The sequence below is a fragment of the Shigella sp. FJ200513 genome (genome assembly GCF_040495915.1).
GTDB lineage: Bacteria > Pseudomonadota > Gammaproteobacteria > Enterobacterales > Enterobacteriaceae > ECMA0423.
On record NZ_JBDYCV010000090.1, the window covers coordinates 1 to 14,624 of the forward strand.

A 14,624-nucleotide genomic window follows, 5' to 3' on the forward strand; every position below is an offset into this window, starting at 1 on the left:
GGTGGAGCTGCATGACAAGGTCATCGGGCATTATCTGAACATAAAACACTATCAGTAAGTTGGAGTCATTACCGACGTCCAGATACACTGCACCACCCGAACTGATACTCTTATCATTAATTAAGCCACCGGGCTGGATGGTTAATTTATCGGTTGGTTTGAATAAAGGATACCAACCTTCAATTTCATTATAGCCATGTTTTAGTTCATCTTCTCGCTGAAAGGTGTAGGTATTGGTTAACATAATACCCGCGCCCATATCGAAGTTATAACCCACACGTAGCATAACCTCGCCCTGATCGGAGGCAAGATTATATGCCTCCCTGTTTTCGACGTATGCGCCAGCAAATACCGAGGCAGAGGTCAGAGAAGATAATAAAATTATTGCATTAATCTTTTTCATAATAAGTCCATTTTTTAAACGTAGGGAGGCCGCCACCCACCAGGATGGAAATAGCGGCTATTGACATTTATAACGTTACGGAAGCCGTTTTTTTTTCTGTCGCCATCTCTTTATTTTTGCGTTGGTTGATTTCCTCAATAATCAATGCAAACCGTTTTTCATTGAGTGTGTAAAAGAATCCCATCGTCAATGCAGCAATAATTGCCAGTGCACAAGGCCAGATAAAAATGAGCTGACGCAAACCCTGTAATGTCGCATCGCTTTGCGCGATGTTGGGAACATAACCAATTTGCGTCAGCATAATGCCTGGCAAGAAGCCAGCAAGTGCGGCAGAAATTTTACGAAAGAAGGTATAACCGGTATAAACAGAACCTTCGGCACGAATACCGGTTTTCCATTCACCGTAATCTACGGTATCTGGTACCAGTGCCCAGTTCAGGCTGTTTACAAAGGCCGTGCCAAAAAAGGCGACACAAGAGAACATGACGAAAGTGAAAGAGTTACTTCCCCAGAAATAATTCAGTATATCACCCACCGCCCATAGCACCATGCCAGCTAAATAAACCTGTTTTTTACCAAAACATTTTACAGTTACTGGCACCAGTAATACGCCGACGAGGATGCATCCCATACTGAAGAATCCCATCCACGACAATAAATTAATATCATTCAGCACATACTGGGTGTAATAGACCTGAATCGCCAGTTTGATATTAAATGCCGCCAGAGTACACAGGTTAGCAATGCATAAAACCAGCAATGGTGGATTACGAAATATCGCGCAAAAAGATTTGAGAATACTGGCTTTATGTCCGGTTGGCGCTGTGTCCACATAATGCTCTTTGACGCCTCTGTAGCACAGCATCATAAAAATAAAGCCGCCAATGGAGAACATAAGTGCCGCACAGGCATAACCGACGGTTGAGTCAGAAAAAAGCGACTGCAACGGAATAAACGCCACGGTACAAATCAATAGCCCTATGGTTGCACCACCCTGGCGGTAAGCCGCGAGCTGCGCGCGCTCATTCGGGTTTTTGGTAATTGCCGGGATCATCGCACCATACGAGCAGTTCATCAGACTGTATGAAAGTCCAAACATCATAAACAGCGTGGTGGCAATCGTCGTTTTAACCGGCAAACAAAAGGTGGTGGCGATAAACTGGAGCGTTGCAATTAACGCCGCCGGAACTGCTGCATATAAAATAAAGGGACGAAATTTGCCTTTAGGCCCAATATTTTTCCGCGAGTCGAGTAAAAATCCGGTGAGCATATCGGTAAACGCGGTAAAAAACTTCGCGACCAGAAAGATAATCCCGCCATAGTAAGCAGGCATCCCTAATTCATCGGTATAAAGTTTGAGGAGATACAGAGTACCGATGCAGAGCATTAAATTCGAACCGACGTCGCCCATACCATAGGCGATTTTTTCCCGCAGATTCAGTTTTAATGTCAGTGGATTATGGTCAGACATAATCACTCCTTATAACGCCCCGCAGGGCGTCGTTTATTATTATTACGCCGTGCGTTTACGGGCTTCTATCTCTTCCACAATGCGGACATACATCTTCTCGTTCAGGCTGTAGAAGCAACCCATCGCCACAATGGTGACTACCGCCAGTGCGCTTGGGTAGATGAAGATCAACTGGCGTAACCCTTCAATGGTGTGGTCAGCCTGTGCGACGTTCGGCACATAGCCAATTTGCGTCAGCATCCAGCCGGGGAAGAAACCAGCCAGCGCCTGAGACACTTTGCGAAAGAAGGTGAAGCCGGTGTAGACCGTGCCTTCCGAACGCACGCCGGTGCGCCACTCGCCGTACTCGACGGTGTCGGAAACCAGCGCCCAGTTCAGGCGCTGAGCCGAAGAACGCCAGGCAGGAGAACGCCACAAAGCTGACCGAGCCGCCGCCGAAGAAATAGTTGAGCAGATCGCCCAGCACCCAAATCAGCAGGCCGCCGATATAGACCTTCTTCTTACCAAAACGTCTGACTGCGCCAGGCATCAGGAACACGCCGATGAAAATACAGCCCATGCTGAAAAATCCCATATACGACAACAGGATGGGATCGTTAAGTACGTACTGGGTGTAATAGACCTGAATGGCGAGCTTGACGTTAAACGCCCCTAAGGTGCAGAGGTTGGCAATACACAGAATGAACAGTGGGCGGTTACCGGCAATTGCGCGGAAAGATTGCAACAGGCCAGGCTTTTGCGCCGGATTGGTTGGTTGGGTTTCGACATAACGCTCTTTCACGCCTGAGTAGCAGATCCACATAAACAGCAGGCCGAACAGTGAAAACAGCGTGGCGGCGAAGATATAGCCAAGTTTCTGATTACCTTCGATAAGATTCATAACTGGCACGAATCCCACCGTGCACAGCAGCAGGCCCAGCGTAGCGCCGCCCTGACGCCATGCCGCCAGTGAGGCGCGTTCGTTGGGGTTTTTGGTGATTGCCGGGACCATTGCGCCGTAGGAGCAGTTCATCATGCTGAAAAACAGTCCGTAAAGCATAAACAGAATAGTGGCCATCACCGTTTTACCGGTGACATCAAACGGTGTGCCGACAAAGTTGGCGATCGCCAGTAAGGTGACCGGGAATGACGCATACAGAATAAAAGGACGGAACTTACCTTTTGGACCGATCTTGCGTCGGGAATCCAACATAATGCCGGTACCCATATCGGTAAACGCAGTAAAGAATTTTGAAATCAAAAAGATAATGCCGCCATAGGTGCCTGGCAGCCCCAGAACGTCGGTATAAAACTTCAAAAGATAAAGCGTACCGATATCCAGCAGGATGTTAGAGGCCAGGTCGCCAATACCGTAAGAGAGTTTCTCTTTAAAGGGCAGGCGTAAAGTTGCTGGATCTTCCGTTGTGATGTGACTCATCGATGTTCTCCCTTTGCCCATGAGTTTCCCCACGGGCGGATGTGATTAGATGCTGTTTAACGACGCGAACAGTGCCGCCCATTCGCTATCGGCGCGATAAAAGACCGGCGGCTTGCCGATGGGCGCATTAACGGTAACTTCCCCGCCCCGGAACGCTTCACCCGTCCAGGCATGTACCCAGTTATCCTCCGGCAGATAGAGCGTCCAGTCGCTGCGACCTTCTTCGTGTACCGGAGCGACCAGAATGTCGCGGCCTAACAGGTACTGATATTTCAGGGAATAGGTATGTGCATCGTCTTCGTAATGCAGGAACAGCGGGCGCATGACCGGCAGACCGGACTTCGCATTCAGCGCGACGGCCTCTTTCAGATAAGGTTTCAGGGTGGTGAAAACGGTAGTCATACGGGCAAAATGGGCGATAGTTTCCGCATCGCCGTCAAACTGCCAGTTGTCGCCAGGACGGTTACCTTCGTGGGTGCGCATCATCGGCGTGAAGGCGCTGAAATCGCACCAGCGCAGCAGCAGCTCTTTGCTGCGCTTCATCTCAAACAGGGTGGTGTAACCGCCAATGTCGCTGTGATGCAGACCATGTCCGGTCATTGCCAGCGACAGCGCCGCCGGGACTACGGACGCCAGGCCATCGTCGAGACTCCAGTCCACGTTCTGGTCGCCCGCCCACATCATGGTGGAGTATTTCTGGCTACCGGTAGAACCGGCGCGCATAAAGAAGAGGATCTCGCCGAGCTTGCCCGTTTCTTCAAGGGCTTCGTAGTTACACTTCGCCCACAGCGCAGGCCAGGCGTTATGCATAATTTCGGCACTGACGCCGTTATGCAGGTACGTGTCGGTGGGCAGATACTCGCCGAAGTCAGCCATCCAGCCGCCGCAGCCGAGTTCAATCATGTTCTTTTTGATCACTTCCTTGAACCAGGCGTAGGCTTCTGGATTAGTGAGATCGACAACGCCGCCGTAAAACTCGCCAAACTCCACCAGATAGTCACCGCCAGAGGCATCTTTTGCTAGATAGCCGTGTTGTGCCGCTTCTTCGCAGAGATCTTTATCGCTGGCAACATACGGGTTGATATAGGCCAGGAACTGCACGCCCTCCTGATACCACTGCTTAATGCGTGAATCCAGTTGCGGGTAGTTTTCGCTGTTCCACTTCCAGTTCCACATCACGCGCTTGCCAAAAGAGGTTATACGGATCCCAGACCAGTCCTGCGCCCAGATGCCGTTAACCTTCACGCCCGCGTTACGCATGGTGTCCAGTTTCTTCTGGCACACTTCCGTCCCGCCCTGAATGCCGAGCGTTACCCCGTCATAAATCCAGTCGGGCAGTTCTGGCTGGCGTCCCAGCAGGGCAGTTAATTTTTCCAGCAGGGAGATGTATGTGTCAGCACATTCAAAACGTAGCGTAGCTTTGTCTTCCCACAGCGCCAGTTCATGGTATTCCGGGGCGCTAAAGTCGAAGTTCATGTAGCAACTGTTATCAACATGGCAGTAATACTTCTGCGTGCTGACAAACGTAGGCTGTGGGAAGAAAGTCCAGTAATAGTCGCCGCCCGCATTTTCTTTGCAGTCGGCCTGCCAGGTGACATAGGTTTGTTTGTTGCGACCAACGCCTTGTTCACTGGTCCATAGCGGGAACGGTTTGCCGCGCAGATCGAAGTAGGAAAACTGTTCGCCGCAGCCGTAGATATGGTCCTCTGGTTGAGCGGCAAGGCGCAGCCAGATACGGTTGTGGTTAAGGTTGTCGTTTTGTAGTTCCAGCAATAAACGGCCCTGATCGTCGGCAGAGATATTCAGCGTGGCGCTAATGTCAGAACCACGGCTGAAATGAATTAACCAACCATCCGGTGACTGGCTGACGATGGCGTCGGTAAGCGCAATTTTCTCCTGTAGTTTATCTTTAATGCTGAAATTACCGCGGAACATATCGATATCCGCTATACCTGAGCCAATCCATAAACAAGGATTATCTTTGTTATGGGTTAAAATAAGACGTTGTTGAAAATGTAGGGTAAAACTGTCGTTATTCTGATGAAATTGAAAATCTAATAACTGTGGACGTGGCGTATCCATAACTAATCTCCATAGAGTTGAGAACGAGATTGTTGCCTTCCTGTTATTACAGGCTTATGTAAAATGATTCTCATAAAACTGATATATAAAAACTTTACAGAAGCTGAGCTGTTTTTAACTTAATAAATTGAAGATACATAATGTTGCCTTTAGCGAGTGAAATGTTCTTCAATGATTTTGACTGCTAATCAATACAAGTTATTTTCTCTGTCCGTAAATATTAAAAAACAGGCGGTGCGGTTTTCCTGGTTCCAGTAATAATAAGTCGATACCTGAATTAAAGGCGTTAGGCGGGCAACTCATAGGTTCAACTGCCAGTCCCTGACGCTGTAATTTTTCACCGCTATAAACCTGCACCCAGGGTTGATCGGAACAAAGGCTTACCGAAAGCGCCTGCTGTGGATGGGTAATGGTCATTTCCCACAAATCATTAGCGGTTTTAAAGGTGTGGTCGATTTTTGTCGCGGCTATTTTTTTCGCCTGCGTGAAATTTAAATCCAGCTCATCAACGTGGTGAAGCGTTGTCGGATTTACGTGTTCATCGACGGCATAAACCTGGTTTGCCGGAAGCTGGAACAGATATTCATCAACAGATGTTAAGTTGCAGGTTAAATAAGGATGAATACCCACGCCATAAGGCGCTGCGACAGTGCCGATATTCTGGCTTGCGATCTCAACGGAAAGACCCGTGTGTGCGTTGAGCGAATAAACAACTTGTGAAGCCAGCATAAACGGATAGCCGTAACTGGGCGGCAGAAAAGCTGTCAGGGTAACGCTGGTGGTGGTTAATTCACTAATTTGCCAGTCTCGCCAGGCAAGCAGCCCGTGAATAGCGGCTTTTGAACTATGTTCATTAATGGGTAACTGATATTCCTGCCCCTGATAACGGTAACAGCCGTTGGCGATCCGGTTCGGCCACGGAATAAGCACTTTACCCAGATGCGCCAGCGGCATCTCTTCGGGTTTGTGCGGGATGACTAAATGACAACCCTGAAAGGTTAATTCAGCCAGACCAGCACCGACGGTCACAATGGTCGCGTGATAATCCCCCGCGGCAAGTGAAACGGTCTGTCCACTGCAATGCATATTGGTGATTTGCATACAAGGCACCTTAATTAACGACATACAGCCTCCCGTGAGGCTGATGTCAAACCCAAAAACTGCACCGGACGGTCCCCTCGCCCCTTTGGGGAGAGGGTTAGGGTGAGGGGAAAACCCGCACCCTATTTTCAGATCAGTTATTTCGCATTAATATCCAGCAGACCCGCTGCAACCGCTGGAGCCATGCCGGGCGCTAACGGGATACGCGGGATCACCAGGCAATGCAGCAGGTGATAAATATCCTGTTTGCCGTCCCAGACTTTGGTGATGACCTTATTGTCCGCATCCAGCTCCTGCCACCAGGAACCATTTTCATAGTCCATCAGGTACTTAATGCAGTACTCCCACCATGTTTGATACCAGGTTTCATACTGGCGATCGCCAGTGACGGTGTAGAGCGCGTAGACCGTACCCATTGCTTCGACGATAGGCCAACGTACACGTTCGCGGACCACCGGTTTTCCTTCCCAGTCAACGGTATAAACAATCCCGTCCGCTCCATCGGGTGCCCAGGCATCGCGCACGGTGGCGTTAAACAGACCTTTGGCATCTTCTAGCAGCCATGCTGGTGGTTGTTCGCAACGGGCTTCCAGGGCAGCATGGATGTGCAGCATTAAACGGCCCCATTCGATCCAGTGGCCTGGTGTACCTCCGAACGCGCGGAAGCGATGCGCCGGGTTATCTTTGTTGTAATCCGGCAGCGGATTCCACTGGGTATCGAAGTGTTCGTTAACGCGATAATGATTATTTCTGGCGACGTCGTGGATAATCACGGAAGCCACGCGAATCGCGCGATCCAGCCATTTTTTGTCGTGAGTGACGTCATAAACAATCAAGAAAGCTTCCACCGCGTGCATATTGGCATTGCCGCCGCGGTACTCTTCGGTTTTGCTGAAGGCTTCGTCCCAGGACTCCAGGCACATCTGCTCTTCTTCGCTCCAGAAATATTTCTCGATAATCTCAATGGTGTAATCGAGCAGCTTGCGCGCTTCCGGGTGACCCGTTGTGACGGCGCTGGCGGCACCCAGCAGAGCAAAGAAGTGTTGATAGCCCTGTTTGGAGGCATCCACCACGCCCTCGTCATTCACGCAGGCATACCAGCCGCCATATTTTTTATCACGCAGTGCGCCGTTCATGGCTTTAATACCGTGATCAACCAACGCGTAAGCGCCAGGTCGACCCATCGCCGCAGCAACGGAATAAACGTGCAACATACGAGCTGTGATCCACAGATGGGTGCCCATCTCTTCTTTGATTTGCCCTTTATTGCCTAACCAGCCAAAACCAGTCGGCACTACGGAATTTTTACCAAAATCAAAGATGCGGTCGGTTTCCTGTTCCAGCCAACGGTTGTGGCTTAGGGTGTTAAACCATTTCATTCCTTTTATCCTCATCTTAGCGGCGTTTAGCCATCATTTCGTCGACGATATCGCCAAGTTGTTGTAATTTCGGTGCGCAAACGTCACGGAGCATCAGCTCGTTGTCTGGTAAACCGACGACCGATGCCCAGACTGCACGGCCTGCCAGGAATCCCGATGCGCCCGCCGTCATTGCCACGCGTACGGCACGCGGGAACAGTTTTTCGTCGACACTGGAAGAGAGGATCACCCATGGCATATTGATATGGTCATTCAGACGTTGTGAAGCACAGAGAAGCTCTTGTTGCGGACCTTTGCCATAAAGCGGCATTTCAACTTTGTAGAGGTCAGCGCCACTGTCGCCCAGCTCTTTGGCGGCATCGATGATCGCTTGTTCGCGATCGAATTTATCGCCACGACGCGGTGGGCGGACGACTGGCTCAATGATGCTTACCAGACCGTGTGAGTGGCACAGTTCGTTGAACTCTTTCACCATATCCAGACGTTGCTGCGCATCTTCATCACTACGCCACAGCACCAGCAGTTTTAAGGCTTTGCCACCGTCTTGTTTGATCTGTAGCGGATTGATTTTGCGGTCAATAACCACGCTATCGACCGGAATACCGTTGCCAGGAATGAACTCATCGGCGGCGACAATCATGGCGCAACTTTTGGCAATCGCGTTTTGCTCAACCACCTGGCGGTAGCAGAATTGTTGATCTACCAGAATCGCCGAGGCATAAGGCGAGAGGGCCTTTGCAGCGTTAACTTTGAAATCAGTTAAAACGCTATCGGCTACCGGAGCGGGTGCCCCAGCCGCGGCAAACATCATGCGCATGGCTTCGCGCTGATCGACCGCCAGCATGGCAAAACCGCCCGATGCGCGCGTAATGTCGTTGATGGTGTACTTATTCATTCATTTATTCCTTTATCCAGTCGTTACATTTTTACTTTGGCAGTCATCCCGGCACTGACACGGACCTGTTCCAGAATGGCGGACCAGTCCTGGCGACCGCGACCCGCTGCGCGCGCCTGGCTATAAACCTCCCGTGAGGCGGCCCCCAGCGGCATTGGCACATGCAGCTGGTTGGCGACATCAAGGGCGATGCCAAGATCCTTATGGGCAAGATCGATCATGAAGGCGGGAGAAAGATCTCCGCTGAGGACTTTGTTTGGCCAGGAAGTGGTGAAGTGACCTTTACCGGCGGCGGTACCGCTCATCACTTTGACGGCAACATCGAAGGGAAGATTCAGGGCTTCGCACAAAACGGCGGCTTCTGCCGAAAGCGCATTGAGCGCGATGCTCATGTAGTTGTTGATGAGCTTAACGCGGATCCCCATGCCCGGACCGCCAGCGTTGATCAACTCACTGCCCATCGCCATCAGGATCGGTGTGGCACGTTCAACTTGTTCAGCGGTGCCGCCAGCCAGCAGTAACAGAGTACCGGTAATGGCATTTGCAGAAGTACGGCCTACCGGAACATCCATCATGCTGAAGCCTTTGGCTTGCATATCGGCAATCAATTTATCGGTTTGCAGCGGATGGATGGTGGACATATCAATGACCAGCGCATCGGTAGATAAGCCTTCGCAAACGCCGTTTTCACCGAACAACACGTTGCGCACCAGATCGCCATTCGGCAACATGGTAATGATAAATTCGGCATCTTTAGCGGCCTGCGCCGGGTTGGCGGCGGGAGTCGCACCTTTGTCTACCAGATGCCGCACAGCTTCGGCGTTCACATCAAAGACGCGAAGTTGATGCCCTTGCTGCAATAAATTGCTCGCCATTGGCGAACCCATTTGTCCTAAACCGATAAACGCGATTGCTGCCATAACCCTCTCCTGAATACAGTGATGTCACTTTTTGTCATTTATGACATGCTTTGCTTGTCTGTTTTTGATCGAATTTGTAATTTATCGTCAAAAAATTGACAGCCGTCACTTTTTAAACAATTGGTGAAATTAAAATGAACGCATCCCAAAATGTTTAAGGAATGACCATGATTCGTGTTGCTTGTGTAGGTATAACCGTGATGGATCGCATCTATTACGTGGAAGGGTTACCGACGGAGAGCGGTAAATACGTGGCGAGAAATTATACGGAAGTTGGTGGCGGGCCAGCGGCGACGGCAGCGGTTGCGGCGGCAAGGCTGGGGGCGCAGGTCGATTTTATTGGTCGCGTAGGTGATGACGACGCGGGCAACAGCCTGCTGGCAGAGCTGGAATCCTGGGGCGTTAACACCCGTTACACCAAACGGTATAACCAGGCGAAATCTTCGCAATCCGCCATCATGGTGGATACCAAAGGCGAGCGGATAATCATTAACTACCCCAGCCCGGATCTGCTGCCTGACGCAGAGTGGTTGGAGGAAATTGATTTCTCTCAGTGGGATGTTGTGCTGGCAGATGTACGCTGGCACGACGGCGCTAAAAAAGCCTTCACCCTGGCCCGTCAGGCGGGTGTGATGACCGTTCTGGACGGGGACATTACGCCGCAGGATATCAGTGAGCTGGTGGCATTAAGCGATCACGCGGCCTTTTCAGAACCGGGTCTGGCGCGCTTAACGGGCGTGAAAGAGATGGCCAGTGCGCTAAAACAGGCACAAACGCTCACAAATGGTCATGTCTATGTGACCCAGGGTAGCGCAGGCTGCGACTGGCTGGAAAATGGTGGGCGTCAGCATCAACCGGCCTTCAAAGTTGATGTGGTAGATACCACAGGTGCGGGAGATGTTTTTCACGGCGCTTTGGCGGTGGCGCTGGCAACAAGTGGGGATTTAGCGGAGTCAGTCCGCTTCGCCAGCGGTGTAGCGGCGTTAAAATGCACACGTCCCGGTGGACGAGCCGGGATCCCTGACTGTGATCAAACCCGATCTTTTTTGTCACTTTTTGTATAAAATGCCAGGGTGATGGTTTTTCGAGGAATTTTCATGAGCCTTACCGAACTAACCGGTAACCCGCGGCACGACCAACTCCTCATGCTGATCGCCGAGCGTGGGTATATGAATATTGATGAGCTGGCAAATCTGCTGGATGTCTCCACGCAGACGGTCCGCCGGGATATTCGTAAATTAAGCGAGCAAGGCCTGATTACGCGCCATCACGGTGGCGCGGGTCGGGCTTCCAGCGTCGTTAATACGGCGTTCGAGCAGCGTGAGGTTTCGCAAACCGAGAAAAAAAAAGCGATTGCCGAAGCGGTGGCAGACTATATTCCTGATGGTTCAACAATATTTATCACCATTGGTACGACTGTTGAGCATGTTGCCCGGGCGTTACTTAACCATAATCATTTGCGGATAATCACCAACAGCCTGCGTGTGGCGCATATTCTTTACCACAACCCGCGCTTTGAAGTGATGGTGCCCGGCGGTACGTTGCGCTCTCATAATAGCGGGATCATTGGCCCTTCAGCGGCGTCCTTTGTGGCTGATTTTCGTGCTGATTATCTGGTAACAAGCGTTGGGGCGATTGAGAGCGATGGCGCGTTGATGGAGTTTGATGTAAACGAAGCTAACGTGGTGAAAACGATGATGGCGCACGCGAGAAATATTCTGCTGGTCGCCGATCACACTAAGTATCATGCTTCGGCGGCGGTTGAAATTGGTAACGTGGCACAGGTCACTGCGCTCTTTACCGACGAGCTGCCGCCCGCTGCGCTAAAATCACGCTTACAAGACAGCCAAATTGAAATCATTCTTCCCCAGGAAGACGCGTAGATTTTTGTGACCGTTAACCTGGCTTCATACCTTGCCACATAGCCAAACCCATCCTTTCCCGCTACAGTTAATTTCTTGTGGCGCGAAAGGAGGCAAAAATGCTCTATATCTTTGATTTAGGTAATGTGATTGTCGATATCGACTTTAACCGTGTGCTGGGAGCCTGGAGCGATTTAACGCGTATTCCGCTGGCATCGCTTAAGAAGAGTTTTCATATGGGGGAGGCGTTTCATCAGCATGAGCGTGGGGAAATTAGCGACGAAGCGTTCGCAGAGGCGCTGTGTCATGAGATGGCTCTACCGCTAAGCTACGAGCAGTTCTCTCACGGCTGGCAGGCGGTGTTTGTTGCGCTGCGCCCGGAAGTGATCGCCATCATGCATAAACTGCGTGAGCAGGGGCATCGCGTGGTGGTGCTTTCCAATACCAACCGCCTGCATACCACCTTCTGGCCGGAAGAATACCCGGAAATTCGTGATGCTGCTGACCATATCTATCTGTCGCAAGATCTGGGGATGCGCAAACCTGAAGCACGAATTTACCAGCATGTTTTGCAGGCGGAAGGTTTTTCACCCAGCGATACGGTCTTTTTCGACGATAACGCCGATAATATAGAAGGAGCTAATCAGCTAGGCATTACCAGTATTCTGGTGAAAGATAAAACCACCATCCCGGACTATTTCGCGAAGGTGTTATGCTAAAAACCATTCAGGACAAAGCCAGGCACCGTACCCGTCCACTATGGGCCTGGCTAAAACTACTCTGGCAACGTATTGATGAGGACAACATGACAACCCTGGCAGGTAACCTTGCCTATGTGTCGTTGCTCTCATTAGTGCCGCTGGTTGCCGTTGTTTTTGCGCTTTTCGCCGCTTTTCCCATGTTTTCCGACGTCAGCATTCAGTTACGTCACTTTATTTTTGCCAACTTTCTGCCTGCTACTGGCGATGTTATTCAGCGGTATATCGAACAATTTGTTGCTAATTCCAACAAGATGACCGCCGTTGGGGCGTGCGGGCTGATCGTCACCGCGTTATTGTTGATGTACTCCATCGATAGCGCGTTGAATACCATCTGGCGCAGTAAACGAGCGCGACCAAAAATTTACTCGTTCGCCGTGTACTGGATGATTTTAACGCTGGGGCCGCTGCTGGCAGGGGCCAGTCTGGCGATCAGTTCCTATTTGCTCTCCCTGCGCTGGGCGAGCGATCTCAATACTGTCATCGACAACGTGCTGCGTATTTTTCCGTTGCTGTTGTCGTGGATCTCCTTCTGGTTGCTGTACAGCATTGTTCCTACCATCCGCGTACCTAACCGCGACGCGATTGTCGGCGCGTTTGTCGCCGCACTCCTGTTCGAAGCAGGAAAGAAAGGTTTCGCGCTTTATATCACCATGTTCCCGTCATATCAGCTCATTTACGGTGTGCTGGCGGTGATCCCCATTCTCTTTGTTTGGGTCTACTGGACATGGTGTATCGTCTTGCTTGGCGCGGAAATTACTGTCACTCTCGGGGAATACCGCAAACTAAAACAAGCAGCTGAACAAGAAGAAGACGACGAACCATGATTGCATTAATTCAACGCGTAACCCGTGCCAGCGTCACCGTGGAGGGAGAAGTGACGGGCGAAATTGGCGCGGGACTTTTGGTGTTATTGGGTGTCGAAAAGGATGACGACGAACAGAAAGCAAACCGTCTGTGCGAGCGTGTGCTCGGCTACCGCATCTTTAGCGATGCCGAAGGCAAGATGAATCTCAACGTGCAACAGGCGGGCGGCAGTGTACTGGTGGTTTCCCAGTTTACCCTCGCCGCAGATACCGAACGGGGGATGCGCCCAAGTTTCTCCAAAGGCGCATCACCGGATCGCGCAGAGGCGTTATATGACTATTTCGTCGAACGCTGCCGCCAGCAAGAGATGAACACGCAAACAGGACGCTTCGCTGCCGATATGCAGGTATCGCTGGTCAATGATGGCCCCGTGACATTCTGGTTGCAGGTATGAGCCAGCTTCCAGGGTTGTCACGGGAAACAAGAGAGAGTATCGCTATGTATCACCTTCAGGTTCCACAAACAGAAGAAGAGTTAGAGCGTTACTATCACTTTCGCTGGGAAATGTTGCGTAAGCCCCTGCATCAACCAAAAGGTTCGGAACGCGACGCGTGGGATGCGATGGCGCATCACCAGATGGTCGTCGACGAGCAGGGTAATCTGGTGGCGGTAGGCCGATTGTATATTAATGCCGACAATGAAGCGTCCATTCGCTTTATGGTCGTTCACCCGGACGTGCAGGACAAAGGGTTAGGAACGCTGATGGCGATGACCCTGGAGTCGGTGGCGCGTCAGGAAGGCGTTAAGCGCGTGACCTGTAGCGCCCGTGAAGACGCGGTGGAGTTTTTCGCCAAGCTGGGGTTTGTTAATCAGGGAGAAATCACCACGCCAACCACCACGCCGATTCGCCATTTTTTGATGATTAAGCCCGTCGCCACTCTGGATGATATTTTGCATCGCGGCGACTGGTGCGCGCAGCTGCAACAGGCGTGGTACGAACATATCCCGCTTAGTGAAAAAATGGGCGTGCGTATTCAACAATATACCGGGCAAAAATTTATCACCACCATGCCGGAAACCGGCAATCAGAATCCGCACCATACGCTGTTTGCCGGGAGTTTATTCTCGCTGGCGACGCTCACCGGTTGGGGGCTTATCTGGCTGATGCTGCGTGAACGCCACCTCGGCGGAACGATTATTCTGGCGGATGCGCATATCCGCTACAGCAAACCGATTAGCGGTAAACCCCATGCGGTAGCCGACCTTGGTGCCTTAAGCGGCGATCTCGACCGTCTGGCGCGCGGACGAAAAGCACGGGTGCAGATGCAGGTCGAAATCTTTGGCGACGAGACGCCGGGTGCAGTGTTTGAAGGCACGTATATCGTTCTGCCCGCGAAGCCATTTGGCCCGTATGAAGAGGGCGGGAACGAAGAAGAGTAGCTTATGGAGAGGGGGGTAATGACTCCAACTTACTGATAGTGTTTTATGTTCAGATAATGCCCGATGACCTTGTCATGCAGCTCCACCGA

14 protein-coding genes and 2 pseudogenes are annotated in these 14,624 nt (G+C 51.2%); 7 read left to right on the forward strand and 9 right to left on the reverse strand.

Annotated features, from left to right (window positions below; translation table 11 throughout):
* The first annotated feature begins 1 nt into the window (after position 1).
* Complete coding sequence (locus ABZJ92_RS16515) at positions 2-58, forward strand: IS1 family transposase (protein ID WP_003032489.1); 57 nt, start codon at positions 2-4, stop codon at positions 56-58.
* A 15-nt stretch (positions 59-73) separates the two neighbouring features.
* On the opposite strand, the pseudogene ABZJ92_RS16520 reads toward ABZJ92_RS16515, so the two are convergent.
* The 8 genes and pseudogenes from ABZJ92_RS16520 to yihU all read right to left on the reverse strand — a co-directional run.
* Positions 74-403: pseudogene (locus ABZJ92_RS16520) on the reverse strand (oligogalacturonate-specific porin KdgM family protein); the annotation flags it as partial.
* 67 nt (positions 404-470) lie between these two features.
* The gene (locus ABZJ92_RS16525) at positions 471-1,874 is read right to left on the reverse strand and encodes an MFS transporter (protein WP_005064671.1); all 1,404 of its coding nucleotides are present in this window, start codon (positions 1,872-1,874) and stop codon (positions 471-473) included.
* A gap of 42 nt (positions 1,875-1,916) precedes the next feature.
* Positions 1,917-3,291: pseudogene (locus ABZJ92_RS16530) on the reverse strand (MFS transporter).
* A gap of 45 nt (positions 3,292-3,336) precedes the next feature.
* Complete coding sequence (gene yihQ, locus ABZJ92_RS16535; RefSeq protein WP_000380824.1) at positions 3,337-5,373, reverse strand: sulfoquinovosidase; 2,037 nt, start codon at positions 5,371-5,373, stop codon at positions 3,337-3,339.
* 198 nt (positions 5,374-5,571) lie between these two features.
* Entirely contained in the window at positions 5,572-6,474 is a 903-nt protein-coding gene (locus ABZJ92_RS16540; RefSeq protein ID WP_005052848.1) for an aldose-1-epimerase, read from the reverse strand.
* A 137-nt stretch (positions 6,475-6,611) separates the two neighbouring features.
* Positions 6,612-7,853 carry a sulfoquinovose isomerase gene (yihS, locus tag ABZJ92_RS16545; protein ID WP_000870903.1) on the reverse strand — a complete coding sequence of 414 codons (1,242 nt, stop codon included), beginning with the start codon at positions 7,851-7,853 and terminating at the stop codon, positions 6,612-6,614.
* A gap of 16 nt (positions 7,854-7,869) precedes the next feature.
* Positions 7,870-8,748: a sulfofructosephosphate aldolase gene (yihT, locus tag ABZJ92_RS16550; protein ID WP_001046454.1), complete on the reverse strand. Its 879-nt coding sequence runs from the start codon at positions 8,746-8,748 to the stop codon at positions 7,870-7,872.
* A gap of 23 nt (positions 8,749-8,771) precedes the next feature.
* Entirely contained in the window at positions 8,772-9,668 is an 897-nt protein-coding gene (yihU, locus tag ABZJ92_RS16555) for a sulfolactaldehyde 3-reductase (protein WP_000718893.1), read from the reverse strand.
* A gap of 167 nt (positions 9,669-9,835) precedes the next feature.
* Here yihU and yihV point away from each other — a divergent pair, with 167 nt between their 5' ends.
* From yihV to fabY, 6 genes are all read left to right on the forward strand, one after another.
* A complete protein-coding gene (yihV, locus tag ABZJ92_RS16560) occupies positions 9,836-10,732 on the forward strand; it encodes a sulfofructose kinase (protein WP_000621632.1) in 897 nt (298 codons plus the stop codon).
* A gap of 33 nt (positions 10,733-10,765) precedes the next feature.
* Positions 10,766-11,551, forward strand: coding sequence for a DeoR/GlpR family DNA-binding transcription regulator (locus ABZJ92_RS16565; protein ID WP_000059682.1), 786 nt, complete (start codon positions 10,766-10,768; stop codon positions 11,549-11,551).
* Between the two features lie 98 nt (positions 11,552-11,649).
* Positions 11,650-12,249: a glucose-1-phosphatase gene (gene yihX / locus ABZJ92_RS16570; RefSeq protein ID WP_001295269.1), complete on the forward strand. Its 600-nt coding sequence runs from the start codon at positions 11,650-11,652 to the stop codon at positions 12,247-12,249.
* Positions 12,243-13,115: a virulence factor BrkB family protein gene (locus ABZJ92_RS16575; protein ID WP_000920762.1), complete on the forward strand. Its 873-nt coding sequence runs from the start codon at positions 12,243-12,245 to the stop codon at positions 13,113-13,115. The genes yihX and ABZJ92_RS16575 overlap by 7 nt, the downstream gene beginning before the upstream one ends.
* The gene (gene dtd / locus ABZJ92_RS16580; protein ID WP_000560983.1) at positions 13,112-13,549 is read left to right on the forward strand and encodes a D-aminoacyl-tRNA deacylase; all 438 of its coding nucleotides are present in this window, start codon (positions 13,112-13,114) and stop codon (positions 13,547-13,549) included. Before ABZJ92_RS16575 ends, dtd begins: the two co-directional genes overlap by 4 nt.
* Positions 13,550-13,593: 44 nt before the next feature.
* A complete protein-coding gene (gene fabY / locus ABZJ92_RS16585) occupies positions 13,594-14,535 on the forward strand; it encodes a fatty acid biosynthesis protein FabY (protein ID WP_005052844.1) in 942 nt (313 codons plus the stop codon).
* Positions 14,536-14,564: 29 nt separating this feature from the next.
* On the opposite strand, the gene ABZJ92_RS16590 is transcribed toward fabY, so the two are convergent.
* The coding region (locus ABZJ92_RS16590) for an IS1 family transposase (RefSeq protein ID WP_071528444.1) at positions 14,565-14,624 on the reverse strand (60 nt) is incomplete at its 5' end.